The organism is Streptomyces sp. NRRL S-495 (assembly GCF_000966955.1).
Classification (GTDB): Bacteria; Actinomycetota; Actinomycetes; order Streptomycetales; family Streptomycetaceae; genus Kitasatospora; species Kitasatospora purpeofusca.
The window spans coordinates 1-19,450 of the sequence record NZ_JZWY01000494.1; the positions used below are offsets into that span (position 1 = coordinate 1).

The window sequence follows — 19,450 nt, forward strand, 5'->3', positions numbered from 1 at the left end:
TCCGGCCAGGCCCTCCGCCATGGTCGCCCGGCCGCGCGCCGGGTAGGCGATCAGCGGCGGGCCGTCCTGGGTGATGTCGGTCTGCGCACCGAGCCCGGCCAGCGTCGGGATCAGCACCAGGCCCCGCCCGGCCACGTCCACCGAGGTGCCCAGTGCCTGGACCGCCGGATTGGAGTCGTTCAGCCGCAGCACCCCGGCCCGCCAGGAGATCCGGCCGTCGAGGTCCGCGAACAGCCCCTCCGAACCGCGCTCCGAGAGCATCCGGCCCCGGTAGGCGAGGTCCGCCTCCAGCACCTCCCGCGCCCGCGGCCACCACGCGGGGGCCAGGCAGCGCGCCCAGTACGCCGACAGCGCCTCCGCCACCCGGTCCCGCAGCGCCGTCGGATCGTCGACCAGCGCGGTGAGCACCGGCGGCAGCGGACTCCCGTCGCCGGAGTAGGCGGCCAGCACGTCCGTCCTGACCTCCTCCGGCGGGGTCCTGGCCAGCTCGGCCAGCTCGTCGTGGAAGTCCGGCCGGGGCACCGCCGGGCGAGGCGTCAGGAAGTCCGGCACGAAGGCGTTCGGCGTGATCAGCGCGTCCAGCAGCGCGGTGTCCAGCGTCTCCCAGCGGTCCTGCCAGCCGGCGATCCAGGGCTGCTGCTCCGGGTAGTACCACGTCCAGCGGCGGGCGCGCAGGCCCAGCACCGCCTCCTGCAGGGGGGAGTAGGTGAACCAGGTGGCGGCGAGGTCGTCGACCCCGAGGCGGAACTCGAACATTGACCGTAACGGTAAAAGAATTCCGCCCGTCCGGGAACCCCGCTGTCCTTGGTCCATGACTTCCTCCCCTCCCACGGAGGCGCGCCCGCGCGCCTCCGGCCGACGCCTCCTGCCCGCCGACCCGCTGCTGCGCAGACTCGTCCTGATGGGGCTGGTGAACTCCGTCGGGGACGGGCTCTTCGTCACGGTGAACGTGCTGTTCTTCACCCGCTCCATCGGTCTGACGCCCACGTCGGTGGCGCTCGGCCTCACCGTCGCCGGCGTGTGCGGGGTGTTCGCCGGGGTGCCGATGGGGAGGCTCGCGGACCGGGTCGGGAGCAAGCGGCTGCTGCTGGTGGTCGGGCCGCTGGAGGCGGCGGCCGTGCTCGGCTACGCCTTTGTGCACTCCTTCGCCGCGTTCGTGGTGCTGGCCTGCGCCGCGACGACGCTGGCGCGCGGGGCGGCGGCGGTGCGCAGCGCGCTGATCGCCCGGGCGCTGCCCGCCGAGGGGCAGGTGCGGGCGCGGGCGCTGCTGCGCTCGGTGATGAACGCGGGCCTGGTGGTCGGCTCGGGCGGTGCGGCGCTCGCGCTGCAGGCCGACAGCTACACCGGGTACGTGACCATGCTGGTGCTGGACGCGGTGAGCTTCCTGGGCGTGACGGTGCTGCTGGCGGGCCTGCCGGTGTCGGCGACCGCCGCCGCTGCCACAGGTGCCACGGGCGGCACGGGTGCCACCGCCGAGGACCGGCGCGGTCCCCGGACGGCGCTGCGCGACCGCCGGTATCTGCTGGTCACCGCGCTGCACGCGGTGCTGGAGCTGCAACTCGCCGTGCTGACGGTGGGGTTGCCGCTGTGGATCGTGCTCGGCACCCGGGCGCCGGCGGCGACGGTGGCGGCGGTCAATGTGGTCAACTGCGTGCTGGTGGTGGCGTTCCAGGTGCGGGCGAGCCGGGGTGTCGCCGATGTGGCGTCGGCGGCGCGGGCCTGCGCGCGCGGGGCGCTGCTGCTGGCGGGCGGGTGCCTGGTCTACGCGGTGGCGCAGTACGGCCCGGCCTGGGCGGCGGCCGGTGCGCTGCTGGTGGGGGCGCTGGTGCACAGCGTGGGCGAACTGCTGACCTCGGCGGGCGGCTGGACGCTCAGCCTGGACCTGGCGGACCCGCGGGCGCACGGCGAGTACCAGGGGGTGTTCATGAGCGGGCAGGCGGCCGCGCATGTGATCGGGCCGCTGGTGGTCACGCTGACGGCGGTGGACCACGGGGCGGTCGGCTGGGTGGTGCTGGCGGGGGTGTTCGCGCTCGCCGGACCGGCGCTGACGGCGGCCGTGCGGGGTAAGGCCCCGGGCCCGGCCGTCCGCCTCGGCTGAGCCCCGGGAGTCGGCCTGTCGCGCACCGGTGCGGGCGCCCCACGGGGGTGGGAGCCGGCTCCGGTGCGGCGGCACGCCGCGGCCCCGGACCCTCGCCGTGGGTCCGGGGCCGCGTTCCGCCGGCCGGGCGGGTCGGACCGGGAGGGTCCGGGTCCTTTCCGGCCGGCGGAGTCCGGGTGACGCACCGTCCCTGGGGCGGCCCGGAGTTCGGGTGGAGTGGCAGCCGGATCGAGCAGCCGGATCGAGCGGACGGAACGTCAGATCGGCCGGGCAGCAAGCTCCTTGGCGGCCCGGGCGCAGGCCTGCGCGATCCGGTCCTCGTTCACCGTGGTGAGCTGCCCCTTCTCGACCACGGCGTTGCCGTTGACGAAGAGCACGGCCAGCGGCGGCAGCGCACCGAGGGCGAGCGCGGCGACCGGGTCGGCGATCGAGGAGTGCAGGATGCCGTCGACCTTCCACAGCGCGAGGTCGGCGAGCTTGCCGGCCTCGATCGAGCCGATCTCGTTCTGCCGGCCGAGCACCCGGGCGCCGCCCATGGTGCCCAGGCGCAGCGCCTGCCGGGCGGTGAGCGCGGTCGGGGTGCCGTGCAGCCGGTTGATCAGCAGGGCGTTGCGCAGCTCGGTGCCGAGTTCGCCGGACTCGTTGGAGGCGGTGCCGTCGACGCCGAGGCCGACCGGGACACCGGCCGCCAGCATGTCGGGGACCCGCGCGATCCCGGCGGCCAGCCGGGCGTTGGAGGAGGGGCAGTGGGCGACGCCGGTCCCGGTCTCGGCGAACTTGGCGATGTCGGAGTCGTTCATGTGGACGCAGTGCGCCATCCAGACGTCCTCGCCGAGCCAGCCGACCGACTCGAAGTAGTCGGTCGGGCCCATCCCGAACAGCTCCTTGCAGAAGGCCTCCTCCTCGGCCGTCTCGGAGCCGTGGGTGTGCAGCCGGACGCCCTTGCGGCGGGCGAGTTCGGCGGACTCGCGCAGCAGCCGGGTGGAGACCGAGAACGGCGAGCAGGGCGCGAGCGCGATCTGCAGCATCGAGTCGGCGGAGGCGTCGTGGTAGCGGTCGACGGCCTGCTCGGAGGCGGCGAGGATCGCGTCCAGCTCCTCGACGGCGTGGTCCGGGGGCAGGCCGCCGTCCTTCTTGCTGCGGTCCATCGAGCCGCGCAGCGCGGTGAACCGCAGGCCCAGCTCCTGGACGGCCTCGATCTCGGCGCCGAGGATGTCGCCGCCGTCCTTGGGGAACACGTAGTGGTGGTCGGCGGCGGTGGTGCAGCCGGACTTGAGGAGCGCGGCGGCGGAGCCCTGGGCGGCGGCGTGCACGAGTCGGTCGTCGATCCGGGCCCAGGTCGGGTAGAGGGCGACCAGCCAGTCGAAGAGGATGTCGTCCTGGGCGAGGCCGCGGGTGATCCACTGGTAGAAGTGGTGGTGGGTGTTGACCAGGCCGGGGGTGACGAGGTGGCCCTCGGCGTTGATCCGGCGTACCACGTTGTCCAGCCAGGCCGGGGCGGGGCCGTCGCCGACCGACTCGATCCGGTTGCCGAGGAGGACCACGTGGCCCCGGGCGTACTCGGTGTCGTGGGCGTCGACGGTGGCGATCGCGGCGTTCTCGATGACGATCCGCTGATCGGCGGGCGGGGGCTGGACTGCCATGGTGACTCCAAGGGGGAGGGCCGGGCGGGCACGGGGCGCATGCCCGCCCGGTGGGTCAGGAGGGTGACGGGGTCGCCGTCGGCACCGACGGGTCGGAGGACCCCTCGGTGGCGGCCCGGCGGGTGGCGCCGAGGTGGTGGAACAGCAGGTTGAGCAGGACGGCCGCGACGCAGCCGGCCGAGATGCCGGAGTGGAGCAGGGTGCGGGCGGCCTCCGGGAAGGCGTCGTAGAAGGTCGGCGCGGCGATCGGGACGATGCCGACGCCGAGCGAGACCGACACCAGGACGGTGTTGGCGCCCGAGTCCAGGCCGGCCTCCGCGAGGGTGCGGATGCCGCTGGCGGCGACCGTGCCGAAGAGCACGATCCCGGCGCCGCCCAGGACGGGCTGCGGGACGAGCGAGACGACCGCGCCGAGCACCGGGAACAGCCCGAGCAGGACGAGCAGTCCGCCGCCGGTGGCGACCACGAAGCGGCTGCGGATCCCGGTCAGCGCCACCAGCCCGATGTTCTGGGCGAAGGCGCTGGCCGCGAAGCCGTTGAAGACCGGGCTGACGGCGGTGGCGAGACCGTCGGCCCGCAGTCCGGCGGCGAGGGTCTTCTCGTCGGCCTCGCGGTCGACGATCCGTCCCAGGGCGAGCATGTCGGCGGTGGACTCGGTCATGGCGACCACCATGACGATGCACAGCGAGGCGATCGCGGCGGCGTCGAAGATCGGCGCGCCGAAGTGGAAGGGCGAGGGCAGGGCGAAGATCCGGGCCTCGTGGACGGCGCCGAAGTCGGCCAGCCCGAGCGGGAAGGCGAGCAGGGTGCCGACCGCCAGGCCGACGAGCAGGGAGAGCTGCTGCCAGAAGCCGCGCAGCAGCCGGTTGCCGAGGACCACCGCGCCGAGGGTGAGCGCGGCCAGCCCGATGGCCTTGGTGGAGCCGTAACCGGGGGCGTCCGGCGAACCGCCGCGGGCCCAGTTGACGGCCACCGGGAGCAGGGACACCCCGATGAGGGTGATCACGGTGCCCTGGACGACCGGGGGGAAGAACCTGATCAGCTTGCAGAAGTACGGTGCCGCGAGGAGGCACAGGATCCCCGCGACGATCACCGCGCCGAAGATCACCGGGAGGGCGTCCTTCGGCCCGTGCTCCTTCGCGATGGCGATCATGGGGGCGACGCCGGCGAACGAGACGCCGTTGACGAACGGGAGCCGGGCGCCGATCCGCCAGACGCCGATGGTCTGGAGCAGGGTGGCCAGTCCGGCGGTGAACAGGCTGGCCGATATCAGGAGGGCGAGTTCGGCGGGGCTCAGGCCCACGCCGGCGCCGACGATGAGCGGGGGAGCGACGACTCCCGCGTACATCGCGGCCACGTGCTGGAGCCCGCTGGTGAGGAGCCTCACCGGGGGCAGGAGCTGGTCCACGGGGTGGACCTCCGGTCCGGACGGCGTGCCGGCGGGGCGCGCCGGTGCGCCGTCCGGGCCGGGTGTTCTCGCAGGGGTGGAACCGCCGTCGGTGCTGCCGGTGTTGCTGGGTGCCATGTCGAGCCCCTCTTGTGCCTCGGCTCTCGGCGCGCCCGTGACGCTGGAGGTGTTCCCCGAGGGCGGGGACGGCGGTGCAGGAGTCCCTCGGGGCGGGTTCTCCAGCTCCCCGGGCCGGCCGCCGTGAGGTTGGGCACGGTCTCCGATGGGTGGGGGTGGAGAAGCAGGTGGTGCGGAAGGTGGTGCCGGGTGCCGGCGGGAGGCCGGCGGGTCGGGTTCAGACGACCGGGATCACCGGTACGACGCCCTCGCGGTGCACGGTGCCCTCGATCAGGCCGTACATCCGGTCGGCGGCGTAGTAGACCTCGTTCTCGTTCTTGAGTCCGAACGGCTCCAGGTCGACCAGGAAGTGGTGCTTGTTGGGGAGTTCGAGCCGGACCTCGTCGACCTCGGCGCGGTTGTTGAGGACGCGGGTGCCCATCGCGTGCAGGGTCTGCTGCAGCGAGTAGGAGTAGGTCTCGGCGAAGGCCTCCAGCAGGTGCCGCTTGATGTGGGTGTAGCTGCGGTTCCAGTTGGGCTGGGCCTCGTCGTCACGGCCGGTGAAGCCGTACTTCCAGCGGGCGGTGACCTGGGTCGCGAGGATCCGGTCGTACGCCTCCTGGAGGGTGGTGTACTTGTCCTTGATGTAGCCCCAGAACTCCGAGTTGGTGGAGTTCAGCACGACCAGGTCCTTCAGTCCGGAGATCACCTGGACGGAGTCCCCGTCGTAGACGATCTCGCTGGTGCGGACCTCCTGGCCGGTGCGGACGAAGGAGTGCCCGACCTCCTCGGAGCCGATGAAGCGGGCGCTGCTGTCGGGGGTGCGGATCCGGTCCCAGGAGTACTCCTCGATCCGGATCCTGGCCCGGTGCACGACACCGCGCTCGGTGTCGTCGACGAAGTGCCGGGCCAGCAGGATGCCGAAGGCCTCGGCCGAGTCGATCCCGTACTCCTTGGCGAAGGCGAAGACGGTGTTCTTGGTGGTGTCGGTGGGCAGGCAGTTGGCGTTCGACCCGGTGAGGTGGACGTCGTCGAACTCGCCGGAGAGGGCGACCGAGACGTTCAGGTCCTTGATCTCGTGGCGGGTCGAGTCGCGGTAGACGCGGACGATCCGGTTCTCCGCCTTGCCGTACTGGTTCTGACCGAGCACGTGGGCCATGACATGGCTCCCATATCAATCGATCGGTCTAGCTTCCGCGGTAGACCGAGTATCCGAACGGGTTCAGCAGCAACGGCACGTGGTAGTGGTGCTGCGCGGGCGCGACCGTGAAGACGATCGTGACCTCGGGGAAGAACGGCGGTTCCTCGGACTTCCGGGCGAAGTACGCGGCGGTGTCGAAGAGCAGCCGGACGACCGAGCCCGCCTCCACGGCCGGCAGGTCCTTGGCCCGGCCGTCGGAGTCCGTGGCGGAGGTGCCGAGCACCTGCCAGCCACCCTCGGTGTGCAGTGCGAGCTCGACCGGGACGCCCTCGGCCGGGCGGCCGAGGCTGGTGTCGAGCACGTGGGTGGAGATGCCAGTCATGGGTGAGGTGACCTTACTGATGGCAGAGGTGGTGCGGGGGGACGCGGAGGTGCTGCGTCAGTGATACCTGAGGCGGCGCCGAAGGAGGCCGAACGACCGTCAGTTGTCGTCGAGCAGCCGGTTGATCCGGATGTCGTTGATCCTGCGCAGTTCGCCCCGGACGATCTCCGCCTCGGTGGCGGGGTCGTTGGGCCGGCGCTCGCGCAGGGCGTCGAGCACGGTGGCCGCGGTGCGGCCGGTCGCGCAGATCAGGAACACATGGCCGAACTTGGCCTCGTAGGCGGCGTTGGCCCGGCGCAGTTCGTCGAGCAGGGCCTCGTCGGCGCCGTGGACGCCGGCCTGCTCGCGCTCGGAGGTGGCGTCGCCCGGCTTGGGCGCGCCGATCCGGGCGTGGCCGGCCATCGCTTCGTGCAGGTCGGAGACGGAGAGCCCGGCCATCGCCTTGGCGTTGGCCTCGAGCAGGGCCCGGCGGTCCTTCCACGGACGGGCCGCCGCGACGGCGTCGGCCCAGGCGGGGCTGGTGCAGACGTCCAGCAGGATCTCCCTCAGCTCGGCGGAGTCGGTCGCCGCCAGGGCGTCAAGGGCGTGGGGGTGGTTGGTCACGGGTGGACCTCCTGGAGAGTGGTGCCACCCGCACAAGCTAGATCCGTGGGATCAGGCCGTCAACACTTTGTTGAACGGTTGGTGGTTACGTTTCGCGACGGCCCTGGTCGCGGGGTGTTTCGTGTGTGATGAGACAAGTGCGCCCCGCCGGGGCCCGGGTCAGACTGGCCGGGCCGGCGGGGCGCGCCCCTGCGGGAGGGGTCAGTTCGGCTTCGCGCCGTCCTGGCGGTTGAGGTAGTTGTACACGGTGAAGCGGCTGACGCCGAGCGCCGTGGCGACGGTCTCGACGCCGTGGCGGACGGTGAAGGCGCCGCGCTCCTCCAGCAGTGCGACCACGCGCTGCTTCTCCCAGCGGTCCAGCTCGGTCAGCGGGCGGCCGTCGAACTGGCGGGTCATCTCGGCCAGCAGGCGGTCCAGCGCACTGCTGAGGTGCGGCAGCCGGACGGCCAGCGCCCGCTCGCCCTCCCACTCCAGGACGACGTCCTCGGCCTTCGCCTCGTCCAGCGGGACGGGCGTCGCGCCGACCGCGTCCAGCAGCGGCTTGATCGCCGCGGCGAGCAGATGTGTATAAGAGACAGGCCCTCCCCGGCTGCGCTCTCGCTCTCGGGCTCGGCCTCGGCGAGGACGCTGACCTGGACCGAGATCCGGGTCGCGCCGGCGTCCAGGCTCTCCCGGAGCAGCTTGGACACGGCGGCCAGGATCTGGTCCGCCTCACCCTCGGCGCCGGTGCCGAACGGGCCCACCGCGACGTCGAGGCCCGCCTCGTCGACCACCTTGCGGGCCGCCACGGCGTGCGGCGGGAACGTGTCCAGTTCGAACGGTTCTGTCGTGAACTCCACCATCAATCGCACCCGCTCACTCTAGCGAGCGGTCGTGCGGCGGTGAGCCGGTCATCGGGGCCCGGCCTGCGGCGCAGCGCTTCAACAATTTGTTGCAGATGCCTTGACAGTCGCTCGACGGCCCGGACATGCTTCCACCAGACAGAATCCCTCTTCCGGATCGTGGAAGTTGTGGATGTCGGAAGAGAGAGTACGAGGTGATGGACATGGCCGCCGAACCGAGCGCCGCCGCCCGGCACAGCTTCACGGTCAACCTGTCGATCCTGTTCGGCGAGCTCCCGCTGCTGGAGCGCCCGGCCGCGGCCGCCGCCGCCGGCTTCACCGCCGCCGAGCTGTGGTGGCCGTTCGGCACGGAGCACGACCCGTCCGAGGCCGAACTCGACGCGCTGCGCAAGGCCTTCACCGACGCCGGCGTCCGCCTCACCGGTCTCAACTTCCTCGACGACCTGACCACGGGCGCCCGGGGCACCGTCTCGCTGCCCTCGGAGCGCGACCGCTTCCGGGCCAATGTGCCGGTCGCCGCCGCGCTCGCCGCCTCGCTCGGCACCCCGGCGCTGAACGCCCTCTACGGCAACCGCGTCGAGGGCGTCGACCCGGCCGAGCAGGACGCGCTCGCGCTGGAGAACCTCGTGCTCGCCGCCCGGGCCGCCCACGGCATCGGCGCGATCCTGCTGGTCGAGGCGCTGAACCGGCCGGAGTCCCCGGACTACCCGCTGGTCTCCGCGGCCGCCGCGGTCGAGGTGGTGGACAAGGTCAACGCCGCCACCGGCCTGGGCAACGCCAAGTTCCTCTGCGACCTCTACCACCTGGCCCGCAACGGCGAGGACCTCGCCGCGGTCATCGACACCTACGCCGACCGGATCGGCCATGTGCAGATCGCCGACACCCCCGCCCGCAACGAGCCGGGCACCGGCGGGCTCGACTTCGAGGACCTGTTCGCCCGCCTCACCGCCGCCGGCTACACCGGCCGGATCGGCCTGGAGTACCGGCCGTCCACCGGCGTCAGCGCCGACAGCTTCGACTGGCTCGCGCGGGAGCACCGCGCGGCGGCGCTCTGATGCTCGCCCTCCCCCCGCTTCTCTCCACGCACCCGTACGCACCCCGCACGCACGCAACAGAAGGAACGACGCGATGAGCCGCAAGATCGCCTTCATCGGCCTCGGCATCATGGGCAGCCCGATGGCGGCCAACCTGGTCCGGGCCGGCCACCACGTCACCGGCTACAACCTCACCCAGCCGCAGATCGACGCCCTGGTCGCGGCCGGCGGCCACGGCGCCACCAGCATCGCCGACGCGGTGAAGGACGCCGAGGTCGTGATCACCATGGTCCCGGCCGACCCGCACGTCGAGCAGGCCGTGCTGGGCGAGGGCGGCGTCCTGGAGCACGCCCGCCCGGGCACCCTCCTCATCGACATGTCGAGCATCACCCCGCAGACCTCGATCAAGGTCGAGGCCGCCGCGAAGGAGAAGGGCGTCCGGGCCCTGGACGCCCCGGTCTCCGGCGGCGAGGCGGGTGCCGTCGAGGCCGTGCTGTCGATCATGGTCGGCGGCGCCGCCGAGGACTTCGCCGAGGCCGAGCCGCTGTTCGCCGCGCTCGGCACCACCGTGGTCCACGTCGGCCCGGCCGGTGCCGGCCAGACCGTCAAGGCCGCCAACCAGCTGATCGTCGCGGTCAACATCCAGGTGCTGGCCGAGGCTGTGGTCTTCCTGGAGAACGCGGGTGTGGACCTCGCCGCCGCGCTGGACGTGCTCGGCGGCGGCCTGGCCGGCTCGACGGTGCTGAACCGCAAGAAGGCCAACATGCTGGACCGCGAGTTCGCCCCCGGCTTCCGGATCGACCTGCACCACAAGGACATGGGCATCGTCACCGACGCCGCCCGGGCCGTCGGCGCGGCGCTGCCGGTCGGCGCGGTCGTCGCCCAGCTGGTCGCCTCGGCCCGGGCCAACGGCGACGGCTCCCTCGACCACTCGGCGCTGCTGCGCGGCGTCGAGCGGCTCTCCGGCCGCGAGGTGAAGTAGCCCCACGGGTGGCGGGGCGAAGTGGCCCCGCACCCCCCACAGCTCCTCCCGGTGGCGTGTACCTGTCCGGTCGTGCCCGCGCCACCGGGAGGCCGACCGGCGGCCGACGGCCGACGGCGACTCCAGACCCGATCGGCGGGCGGGCCGGGGCTCATCCGCCCGCCCGTCGATCGACCAGGCTGCGACGCGCCCACCCTCACGGGGCACTTCGGTCGTGCACCCGGCGCGTCGCACCGGCTCCCTCCCTCACCGAGGGGAGCCCCTCGTACGTCGGAAGCGGGCGAGGGGAACGGCGGGGAGGGAGCCGCTCCCGGGCCGCCCGGGCCCATGCTTGACGAACCATTGCCAGACCAGCCCGGAAGTGAGGCCCACGCCATGCCCGCCACCCCCCACCAGGGCCATGTGGTCGTAGCTCCCGACAAGTTCAAGGGCACCCTCGAAGGTGCCGAGGCCGCCGCCCGGATCGCCGCCGGCATCCGCCGTGCCGCGCCCGGCACCGAGGTGCGCGAACTGCCCGTCGCCGACGGCGGCGAAGGCACCCTGGCCGCCGCCCTCGCGGCCGGCTTCACCAGGGTCGCCGCCAAGGTGGCCGGCCCCACCGGCCTGCCGGTGGACGCCGCGCTCGCCGTCCGGGGCACCACCGCCGTGGTCGAGCTGGCGCAGGCCTCCGGCCTGGCCCGGCTCCCCGGCGGGCGGACCGCCCCGCTCGCGGCCGGCTCCTACGGCGTCGGCCAGCTGATCGCCAGGGCCGTCGCCCAGGGGGCCCGGCGGATCGTCCTCGGCCTCGGCGGCAGCGCCGGCACCGACGGCGGGGCGGGCATGCTCCAGGCGCTCGGGGTGTCGCTGCTCGACGCCGAGGGCGTCGAACTCCCGCCCGGCGGAGCCTCGCTGCGCCGACTGGCCCGGATCGACCTCGGCGCCTCGGCCCGCACCATGGACGGCGTCGAGGTGGTCGTCGCCTGCGACGTGGACAACCCGCTGCTCGGCCCGCGCGGAGCCGCCGCCGTCTACGGCCCGCAGAAGGGCGCGAGCGCCGAGGACCTGCTGGTCCTGGAGGAAGGTCTGACCCGGTTCGCCGAGGTGGTCGCCGCCACCGTCGGCCGGGACGTCCGGGACGCCCCCGGCGCCGGGGCCGCGGGCGGGGTCGGCTTCGCCGCGCTGGCCCTTCTCGGCGCTACCATGCGACCCGGCATCGAGCTGCTGCTCGACCTGCTGGGTTTCGACGGGGCGGTGCGTGGGGCACGCCTCGTCGTCACCGGCGAGGGCTGCCTGGACGCACAGACGCTCCACGGCAAGGCCCCCGCCGGCGTCGCCGCGGCGGCTGCCCGGGCGGGGGTTCGGGTGGCCGCCGTCGCGGGGCGGGTGGAGCTGTCCGAGCGGGAGTGGCGGTCCGCCGGCTTCGTCGCGGCCTACGCGCTCAGCGAGTTGGGCGAGACCCCGGGCGAGGGCATGACCAGGGCCGGAGAGCTGGCCGAGGTCGCGGGGGAGCGACTCGCCGCCGAGCTCCTGCGCCGCTGAGCCCACCCGGTCCCGGCCTTCCCGGCCCACCCGCTCCGGCGCCCGTCCGCCGCGCTCCTCGTAGTTTCCTCCATTGACGTTTTGTTGAAGGCGGGCCTAGGCTCCGGGCCATCCTTCGGCGCACCCACTCGTACCAGCCATCCCCTCATCAGGCTTCGGAGGTCCCTCATGCCCATCAGCGAGACCGAGGTGATCCGCTCCCGCCGGGTGGTCCTGCCCGACGGCGAGCGCCCCGCGGACGTGCTGGTCCGGGACGGGAAGATCGAGCGGATCGCCGCCCACGGCACCATCCCGGCCGACGGCCACCGGGTGACCGACCTCGGCGGCACCGCCCTGCTCCCCGGCCTGGTCGACACCCACGTGCACGTCAACGAGCCCGGCCGCACCGAGTGGGAGGGCTTCGCCACCGCCACCCGGGCCGCCGCCGCCGGCGGCGTCACCACGATCGTCGACATGCCGCTCAACTCGGTGCCCCCCACCACCACCCTCGCCGGGCTCGAAGCCAAGCGGAAGACCGCCGAGGGCCAGGCCTGGGTCGACCTCGGCTTCTGGGGCGGCGCCGTCCCCGACAACCTCGCCGACCTCGAACCCCTGCACCGGGCAGGCGTGTTCGGCTTCAAGTCCTTCCTCGCGCCCAGCGGCGTCGACGAGTTCCCGCACCTCGAAGCGGCCGGCCTGGAAGCCGCGCTGGCCGAACAGGCCCGGCTCGGGGCACTCGCCATCATCCACGCCGAGGACCCGGCCGTGCTGGCCGCCGCGCCGCAGCAACCCGGCGTCCACTACCGGGACTTCCTCGCCTCCCGCCCCGCCGGCGCGGAGACCGCTGCCGTCGCCCGGCTGCTGGACGCGGCCCGCCGCACCGGCGCACCGGCGCCCGGGTGCACGTCCTGCACGTGTCCTCGGCAGCCGTCCTGCCGCTGCTGCGCCGGGCCAGGGCGGACGGCGTCCGGGTCACGGCCGAGACCTGCCCGCACTACCTGACCCTCGCCGCCGAGCGAATACCGGACGGCGGCACCGCCTTCAAGTGCTGCCCCCCGATCCGCGACGAGGCCAACCGCGACGCGCTCTGGGAGGCCCTGGCGGCAGGGGAGTTCATCGCCGTCGTGTCCGACCACTCGCCCTCCACCCCGGACCTCAAGCTGCTGCCCGAGCACGGCGGCAGCGGCGACTTCGCGGCCGCCTGGGGCGGGATAGCCTCCCTCCAGCTCGGCCTGCCGGCGGTCTGGACCGAGGCCCGGCGGCGCGGCCGCACCCTGGCCGAGGTGGTCGGCTGGATGTCGGCAGGACCGGCCCGGCTGGTCGGCCTCGACGGGCGCAAGGGCGCCATCGCGGTCGGCCACGACGCCGACCTGGTGGCCTTCGACCCCGACGCCGACTTCGCCGTCCACGCCGCCGAGTTGCACCACCGCAACCCCGTCACCCCGTACGCGGGCCGGACGCTCACCGGCGCCGTGCGCACGACCTGGCTGCGCGGCCGGGTCGTCGACCCGGGCGGCGCACCGTTCGGCGTCCAGCTCACCCGCCCCAGCAACCCGTCCGAGGAGATCCAGTGACCACGGTCCCCGCCCAGAGCGCTCCCGCCACCGGTGCCGCACCGGTCTCTGCCCCGGCCGCCGCCTCCGCCCGGGCGCCGTTCACCGAGCTGGTGAACCTCGCCTCCCGCGCCCTCGGTGCGGGCGTCGTCGCCACCAACGAGGACACCTTCGCGGACGCCGAGAACCTGCTGGTCGCCGCGCCCGCCGAGTTCCGCCCGCACACCTTCGGCCACAAGGGCCAGATCATGGACGGGTGGGAGTCCCGCCGCCGCCGGGGCGCGAGTGCCGGGCAGCCGCACCCCACCGACGAGGACCACGACTGGGCCGTGGTCCGGCTCGGCGCCGCCGGAGTGATCCGCGGACTGGTTGTCGACACCGCGCACTTCACCGGCAACTACCCGGAGAGCGCCTCCGTCGAGGCCGCCTCGATACCCGGCCACCCCTCGCCGGCCGAGCTCGCCGGGGCCGAGTGGGTGGAGGTCCTGCCGCGCACCCCGCTGCGGGGCGACACCGCCCACGAGTTCCCGGTCGACTCCGGGGCCCGGTTCACCCACGTCCGGCTCAACATCTTCCCCGACGGCGGGGTGGCCCGGCTCCGCGTCCACGGCGAGGTCCTGCCCGACCCGCGCGAACTGGACGGCCTCACCTTCGACCTGGCGGCCCAGGAGCACGGCGGTGTCGCCGAGGCCGCCTCCGACCGCTTCTACTCCTCCCCGCACAACCTGAACGCTCCCGGCCGCGCCTCCGTCATGGGCGAGGGCTGGGAGACCCGGCGTCGGCGCGACAAGGCCAACGACTGGGTGCGGATCGCCCTGGCCGGGGGCGGTGAGGCCCTGGCCGTCGAGGTGGACACCACCCACTTCGTCGCCAATGCCCCCGGCTGGGCCGACCTGGTCGGCTACGACGCCTCCGCCGGCGGGGACCCGGCGACCGACGCGGACGGCTGGTTCCCGCTGCTGCCGCGCACCCGCCTCCAGCCCGACACCCGGCACCGGCTGCGGCTCGCCCCGGGCCGCCCGGTGACCCATGTGCGGATCGACGTCCACCCGGACGGCGGCCTCGCCCGCCTCCGGATCACCGGCCGCCTCACCGAGGCCGGCCGGGCCGCCCTCGCCCTGCGCTGGTTCGACGCCGTGCCGGCCGCCGAGGCCGCGGCCGCGCTCACCGAGGCCGGCCTGACCGCCGCCGAGGCCGCCGAGCTCACCGCCGCCCGTCCGCTCGGCGGGCCGGTCGCCGCCCGGGCCGCCGTCGCCGGGCTCAGCCACTCCGACGGCCCCGACGGCGAGCACTCCTCCCGCCGCCGCTCGGCCGCCTGGCGACTGCTCGGCATCTGAGCATTCGAGCATCCGGGCATTCGAGCATCCGGGCATCCGGTCCGGCGGCGCCGCGCCGGACCCGATGCCATGCCACGTCGCGTCACGCTCGATGACGTCACGTCACATCCCTCTCCACGCAAGACCCTTATCGACACCGAAGGACCCGTCATGCCCAAGATCCTGACCACGGAGTCCGGCGCCCCGGTCGCCGACAACCAGAACTCGGCCTCGGCCGGCGCATACGGCCCGCTGCTGATCCAGGACCAGCACCTGCTGGAGAAGCTCGCCCGGTTCAACCGCGAGCGCATTCCGGAGCGCGTCGTGCACGCCCGGGGCTCCGGCGCGTACGGCTACTTCGAGGTCACCGACGAGGTGTCGCAGTACACCCGCGCCGCGTTCCTCGGCGAGGTCGGCAAGCGCACCGAGCTGTTCCTGCGCTTCTCCACCGTCGCGGGCAACCTGGGCTCCAACGACGCCGTCCGCGACCCGCGCGGCTTCGCGGTCAAGTTCTACACCGAGGAGGGGAACTACGACCTCGTCGGCAACAACACCCCGGTCTTCTTCATCAAGGACCCGCTGAAGTTCCCGGACTTCATCCACTCGCAGAAGCGCGACCCGTTCACCGGCGTCCAGGAGGCCGACAACGTCTGGGACTTCTGGGCGCACTCGCCCGCCTCGACCCACCAGATCACCTGGCTGTTCGGCGACCGGGGCATTCCCGCCTCGTACCGGCACATGAACGGCTACGGCTCGCACACCTACCAGTGGGTCAACGAGCAGGGCGAGGCGTTCTGGGTGAAGTACCACTTCAAGACCAACCAGGGCATCCGCTCGCTGGACGCCGGGCAGGCCGCCGAGGCGGTCGGCGGCGACGCCGACAGCCACCAGCGCGACCTCCACCAGGCCATCGAGCGCGGGGTGTTCCCGACCTGGACGCTCTATGTGCAGCTGATGCCGGTCGCCGAGGCGGCGGACTACCGCTTCAACCCGTTCGACCTCACCAAGGTGTGGCCGCACGCGGACTACCCGCTGGTCAAGGTCGGCCGTCTGGTGCTCAACCGCAACCCGGAGAACGTCTTCGCCGAGGTCGAGCAGTCCGCGTTCTCCCCGAACAACTTCGTGCCCGGCATCGGCCCCTCCCCGGACAAGATGCTCCAGGGCCGGCTGTTCGCCTACGCGGACGCCCAGCGCTACCGCCTCGGCGTCAACCACACCCAGCTGCCGGTCAACGCGCCCCGGGCCACCGAGGCGGCCAACTACGGCCGTGACGGCCTCGGCGCGCTCAACCCGGCCGGCCGGGGCCGGAACTACGAGCCCAACTCCTACGACGGCCCGGCGCAGACCGACGCGGCGCTCTCCGCCCCGACCGAGCTGACCGGCTGGACCGGCACCTACACCACCCCGGCCCACACCAAGGACGACGACTTCTTCCAGGCCGGGGAGCTCTACCGGCTGATGTCGGAGGGCGAGCGGGGCCGCCTGATCGCCAACCTGGCCGGCGCGCTGGCCCAGGTCACCCGGGACGACATCGTGGAGAAGAACCTCGCCCACTTCCACGCGGCCGACGAGGAGTACGGCGCCCGGCTGGAGGCCGCGGTGGCGAAGCTGCGGGCCGTCGACGAGTCCTGACCCCGAGTCCCCACCCCCCGTTCCCGGGCGGCCGGCCCCGCACGCCGGCCGCCCCTCCCGACCGGGCCGTTCCCCCGTTGGCAGCGGGGGAGCGGCCCGGCCGCGTCTCCCGGTCGTCCGACCGGGCTCCGCGGTCCGCGCGGGAGTGAGCGGGTGTTCGGTGGGGCATATGCCAGTCAAGCGATTCACCGTGTCCACCCGAATATTCCACGAGGGGGAGTTGGCGGAGGCGGGCGGTGGATAGGGTGGACCTACCCGCGGGTCACCTGGCGGGTGGACATCGGAAGGGGACGACATGTCGACACCAGCCCCGGGCCGTCACGCCGTACCGGAGCAGGGAACACCCGGTCCGTACACCTCGCTGCGACACGCCCTCAGACTGCTGGAGGCGGTCGACCGGCACCCCGGTGGCGCCACCCTGGTGACCCTCGCCCGGGAGACCTCGCTGGGCCTCCCGACGGTCCGTCGGCTCGCCGAGATCCTGGAGGTCGAGGGCTACCTGGACTGCCAGGACGGCGGCTGGGTGCTCGGCGGCACCTTCGCGCTGCTCGGCCAGTACAACCGCGAGCAGCTGGTGCGCGCCCGGATGGACCGCAAACTCGACGAACTGCGCGAGGAGTTGGGCGCGGCGGTGTACTTCAGCCGCTACCACGACGGGGAGTTGTCGGTGGTGGCGGTCTCGGCCTCCGAGCTGGCGCCGGCGGTGCAGGAGTGGGTGGACTTCCGGGCCACCGCGCACGCCAGCGCGATCGGCAAGTGCCTGCTCGGCCAGCTCGACCACGACGGTCGCCGGGACCACCTGTCCCGCCACCCGGTGGCCCGGCTGACCTCCAGGACGGTCACCGACGCCGACCAGCTGATGCACCGGCTGGAGCGGCAGCCCGCCACCGTGCCGGTACTGGACATCCAGGAGTACGCCGTCGGCACGGTCTGCGCGGCCGTCCCGGTGACCGCCGGCAGCACGGTCGGCTGCCTGGCCACCTCGATGCCGGTCGGCGACGCGCACCGGCTGAAGGCGGCCGCCGAACTGCTGGCCGCCCGCGCCGCGCCGCTGATGCTGGCGATGGCGGTCTGACCCGCCGCACGCCCACGGGACCCCGCTTCGGCGGGGTCTTCGCGTTTCCGGGTTTCCCGGTGGTCCGCGCGGTGCACATCACTTATTAGACTCGATGTCGATAAGGCGGGCAGAAACCCTTGTGGCACGGGCTACCCGCGAGTACGTTTTGCCGGGTCGAGCCGCCACCCGCAGGTCAGGAGGGCCCTCCCATGCCCAGCCCCACCCCCGTCCCCGCCCTCGCCGCGCCCGCCGCCCGAGTGCACGAGAGCCTCGTCCTGGAGCCCCGCGACGTCCGCTTCGACTGGGCCGCGCTGCCGCTGCACTGGATCCCCGACGAGCCGATGGCCACCCACGTCATCAATGTGCTGCACCTGCTCCTCCCCGAGGGCGAGCGCTGGTTCGTCAAGGTGTTCAAGGACGCCCTCCCGCTGATCCGCGACGAGCAGCTCCGCGAGGAGGTGCTCGGGTTCATCGGCCAGGAGGCCATCCACGCCGAGGCGCACCAGGAGGTCCTGGACCACCTGCTCGGCCAGGGCCTCGACCCGCGCCCCTACGTCCGACAGGTCTCCTGGCTGTTCCAGCGCGTCCTCGGCGACAAGCCCGGCCTGAGCCCGGCCCGGCAGCGCGAGAACCTCATCGAACGGGTCGCCTTCGTCGCCGCGATCGAGCACTTCACCGCCTTCCTCGGCAACTGGGCGCTCAACTCCCCGGGCCTGGACCGCGCCCAGGCCGACCCGACGATGCTCGACCTGCTGCGCTGGCACGGCGCGGAGGAGGTCGAGCACCGCAGCGTCGCCTTCGACCTGATGGTCCACCTCGACCCCGGCTACGCCCGCCGGATCCGCGGCATGCTCGTCTCCGGCCCGCTGCTGGTCCACCTCTGGGTGCGCGGCGCCCGCTTCCTGCTGGCGGCCGACCCGACCCTGGACGGGCGGCTCAGGCCCACCTGGCGCGAGACCGGCCGGATCGCCAAGCGGGGCCTGCTGCCCGACCCGGTCCGGTCGATCCGCTCCGGCCTGCGCTACCTGCGGCCCGGCTACCACCCCACCCAGGAGGGCTCCTCCAGCCAGGCCCTCGGCTACCTCGCGACCTCCCCGGCCGCCCGCGCCGCCGCCGGGCGGTGACCTCCCGGGCCGCCGCCCGGCCCTTCGCCGCCCGCTCCTTCACCGCCCGCCCTTTCGCTGCCCGCCCCTTCGCCGCCCGCCCCGCCCGAACCTGCCAGCTGCCGGCTGCCGGAGCCCCGCCGTCAGCCGCCACCGGAACCGAGGACCCCGCCGGATGGACCTGAGCACCCCGCCCCCCGACCTCTACGGCCGCCCGCGCGCCGACACCTTCTTCCGCTTCCTCACCGCCTTCGGCGACCGCTACACCCCCGCCCTCGGCAGCCCGCTGCTGCGGCGCAACCCGCGCCGCCCCTACAGCCGCCCCACCGAGGCGCTGCAACTGGTCGTCACCGCCCGCCGCCAGGTCGCCGCCGACGTCGTGGAGCTCACCCTCGCCGACCCCTCCGGCGGCCCGCTCCCCGCCTGGCAGCCCGGTGCCCACCTGCGTGCCCACCTGCGCCTCACCCTCCCCTCCGGCCGCGAGCGCCACTACTCGCTCTGCGGCGACCCGGCGGACCCGGCCGAGCGGTCCGGCTACCGGATCGCCGTCCGCCGGCTGCCCGACGGCGGCGGAGGCTCCGCGGAGATCCACGACACCCTCCACCCCGGCACCCGGCTCGCCGCCCGCCGCCCGCGCAACGGCTTCGCCTTCTGCGCCGAACCGGCCGTCCTGTTCCTGGCCGGAGGCATCGGCATCACCCCCCTGCTCCCGATGGTCCGGGAGGCCCGGCGCACCGGCCTGGACTGGCACCTCGTCCACACCGGCCGCAGCGCCGACACCCTCCCGTTCGCCGCCGAGCTGCGCGCACTCGACCCGGCCCGGGTCCACCCGCGCACCGACGACGAGCACGGCGGCCCGCCCACCGGCGCCGAACTCCTCGCGCACGCCCCGCGCGGGGCCGCCGTCTACTGCTGCGGCCCGGCCCCGATGCTCACCGCCGTCCAGCGGGCCCTGGACGCCTCGCCCGCCGCCTCCCTGCACTTCGAGCGGTTCGGCGCGGCCCCGGTCACCGACGGCGAGCCGTTCGCGGTCCGCCTCGGCGCCGACGGCCCCGAACTGCCC

General features: G+C 73.8%; 16 protein-coding genes and 2 pseudogenes. 10 read left to right on the forward strand and 8 right to left on the reverse strand.

Annotated features, from left to right (window positions below; all coding sequences use genetic code 11):
• A partial coding sequence (locus VR45_RS24670) for a hypothetical protein (RefSeq protein WP_045942021.1) occupies positions 1–756 on the reverse strand: 756 nt, incomplete at its 3' end.
• 55 nt (positions 757–811) lie between these two features.
• Between VR45_RS24670 and VR45_RS24675 the strand changes: the two genes are divergently transcribed.
• A complete protein-coding gene (locus VR45_RS24675; RefSeq protein WP_052709345.1) occupies positions 812–2,098 on the forward strand; it encodes an MFS transporter in 1,287 nt (428 codons plus the stop codon).
• A 257-nt stretch (positions 2,099–2,355) separates the two neighbouring features.
• Here VR45_RS24675 and VR45_RS24680 read toward each other — a convergent pair whose 3' ends face one another.
• The 7 genes and pseudogenes from VR45_RS24680 to VR45_RS24710 all read right to left on the reverse strand — a co-directional run.
• Entirely contained in the window at positions 2,356–3,741 is a 1,386-nt protein-coding gene (locus VR45_RS24680) for an 8-oxoguanine deaminase (RefSeq protein WP_045942022.1), read from the reverse strand.
• Between the two features lie 55 nt (positions 3,742–3,796).
• Positions 3,797–5,266, reverse strand: coding sequence for a nucleobase:cation symporter-2 family protein (locus tag VR45_RS24685; RefSeq protein WP_045942023.1), 1,470 nt, complete (start codon positions 5,264–5,266; stop codon positions 3,797–3,799).
• A gap of 217 nt (positions 5,267–5,483) precedes the next feature.
• Positions 5,484–6,404 (reverse strand): factor-independent urate hydroxylase, encoded by a 921-nt coding sequence (gene pucL, locus VR45_RS24690; RefSeq protein WP_045942024.1) that lies wholly within the window; start codon positions 6,402–6,404, stop codon positions 5,484–5,486.
• Positions 6,405–6,432: 28 nt separating this feature from the next.
• Positions 6,433–6,768: a hydroxyisourate hydrolase gene (uraH, locus tag VR45_RS24695; protein WP_045942025.1), complete on the reverse strand. Its 336-nt coding sequence runs from the start codon at positions 6,766–6,768 to the stop codon at positions 6,433–6,435.
• A 99-nt stretch (positions 6,769–6,867) separates the two neighbouring features.
• The gene (gene uraD, locus VR45_RS24700) at positions 6,868–7,371 is read right to left on the reverse strand and encodes a 2-oxo-4-hydroxy-4-carboxy-5-ureidoimidazoline decarboxylase (RefSeq protein WP_052709346.1); all 504 of its coding nucleotides are present in this window, start codon (positions 7,369–7,371) and stop codon (positions 6,868–6,870) included.
• Between the two features lie 201 nt (positions 7,372–7,572).
• Positions 7,573–7,932 (reverse strand): helix-turn-helix domain-containing protein, encoded by a 360-nt coding sequence (locus VR45_RS24705; RefSeq protein ID WP_045942026.1) that lies wholly within the window; start codon positions 7,930–7,932, stop codon positions 7,573–7,575.
• 71 nt (positions 7,933–8,003) lie between these two features.
• Positions 8,004–8,213: pseudogene (locus tag VR45_RS24710) on the reverse strand (thiamine-binding protein); the annotation flags it as partial.
• Between the two features lie 203 nt (positions 8,214–8,416).
• On the opposite strand from VR45_RS24710, the gene VR45_RS24715 reads away from it, so the two are divergent.
• From VR45_RS24715 to VR45_RS24755, 9 genes and pseudogenes are all read left to right on the forward strand, one after another.
• Positions 8,417–9,268: a TIM barrel protein gene (locus VR45_RS24715; RefSeq protein ID WP_045942035.1), complete on the forward strand. Its 852-nt coding sequence runs from the start codon at positions 8,417–8,419 to the stop codon at positions 9,266–9,268.
• Between the two features lie 73 nt (positions 9,269–9,341).
• The gene (locus VR45_RS24720; RefSeq protein ID WP_030392035.1) at positions 9,342–10,229 is read left to right on the forward strand and encodes a 2-hydroxy-3-oxopropionate reductase; all 888 of its coding nucleotides are present in this window, start codon (positions 9,342–9,344) and stop codon (positions 10,227–10,229) included.
• A gap of 375 nt (positions 10,230–10,604) precedes the next feature.
• A complete protein-coding gene (locus VR45_RS24725) occupies positions 10,605–11,747 on the forward strand; it encodes a glycerate kinase (protein WP_045942027.1) in 1,143 nt (380 codons plus the stop codon).
• A 168-nt stretch (positions 11,748–11,915) separates the two neighbouring features.
• A pseudogene (gene allB / locus VR45_RS24730) lies at positions 11,916–13,300 on the forward strand (allantoinase AllB).
• Between the two features lie 89 nt (positions 13,301–13,389).
• Positions 13,390–14,616, forward strand: a complete 1,227-nt coding sequence (alc, locus tag VR45_RS24735) for an allantoicase (RefSeq protein WP_234326113.1) — start codon at positions 13,390–13,392, stop codon at positions 14,614–14,616.
• A gap of 150 nt (positions 14,617–14,766) precedes the next feature.
• Positions 14,767–16,227 (forward strand): catalase, encoded by a 1,461-nt coding sequence (locus VR45_RS24740; protein ID WP_045942028.1) that lies wholly within the window; start codon positions 14,767–14,769, stop codon positions 16,225–16,227.
• Positions 16,228–16,522: 295 nt separating this feature from the next.
• The gene (locus VR45_RS24745; protein WP_045942029.1) at positions 16,523–17,302 is read left to right on the forward strand and encodes an IclR family transcriptional regulator C-terminal domain-containing protein; all 780 of its coding nucleotides are present in this window, start codon (positions 16,523–16,525) and stop codon (positions 17,300–17,302) included.
• Between the two features lie 191 nt (positions 17,303–17,493).
• Complete coding sequence (locus VR45_RS24750; RefSeq protein WP_045942030.1) at positions 17,494–18,408, forward strand: metal-dependent hydrolase; 915 nt, start codon at positions 17,494–17,496, stop codon at positions 18,406–18,408.
• Positions 18,409–18,562: 154 nt separating this feature from the next.
• A partial coding sequence (locus VR45_RS24755) for a ferredoxin reductase (protein WP_045942031.1) occupies positions 18,563–19,450 on the forward strand: 888 nt, incomplete at its 3' end.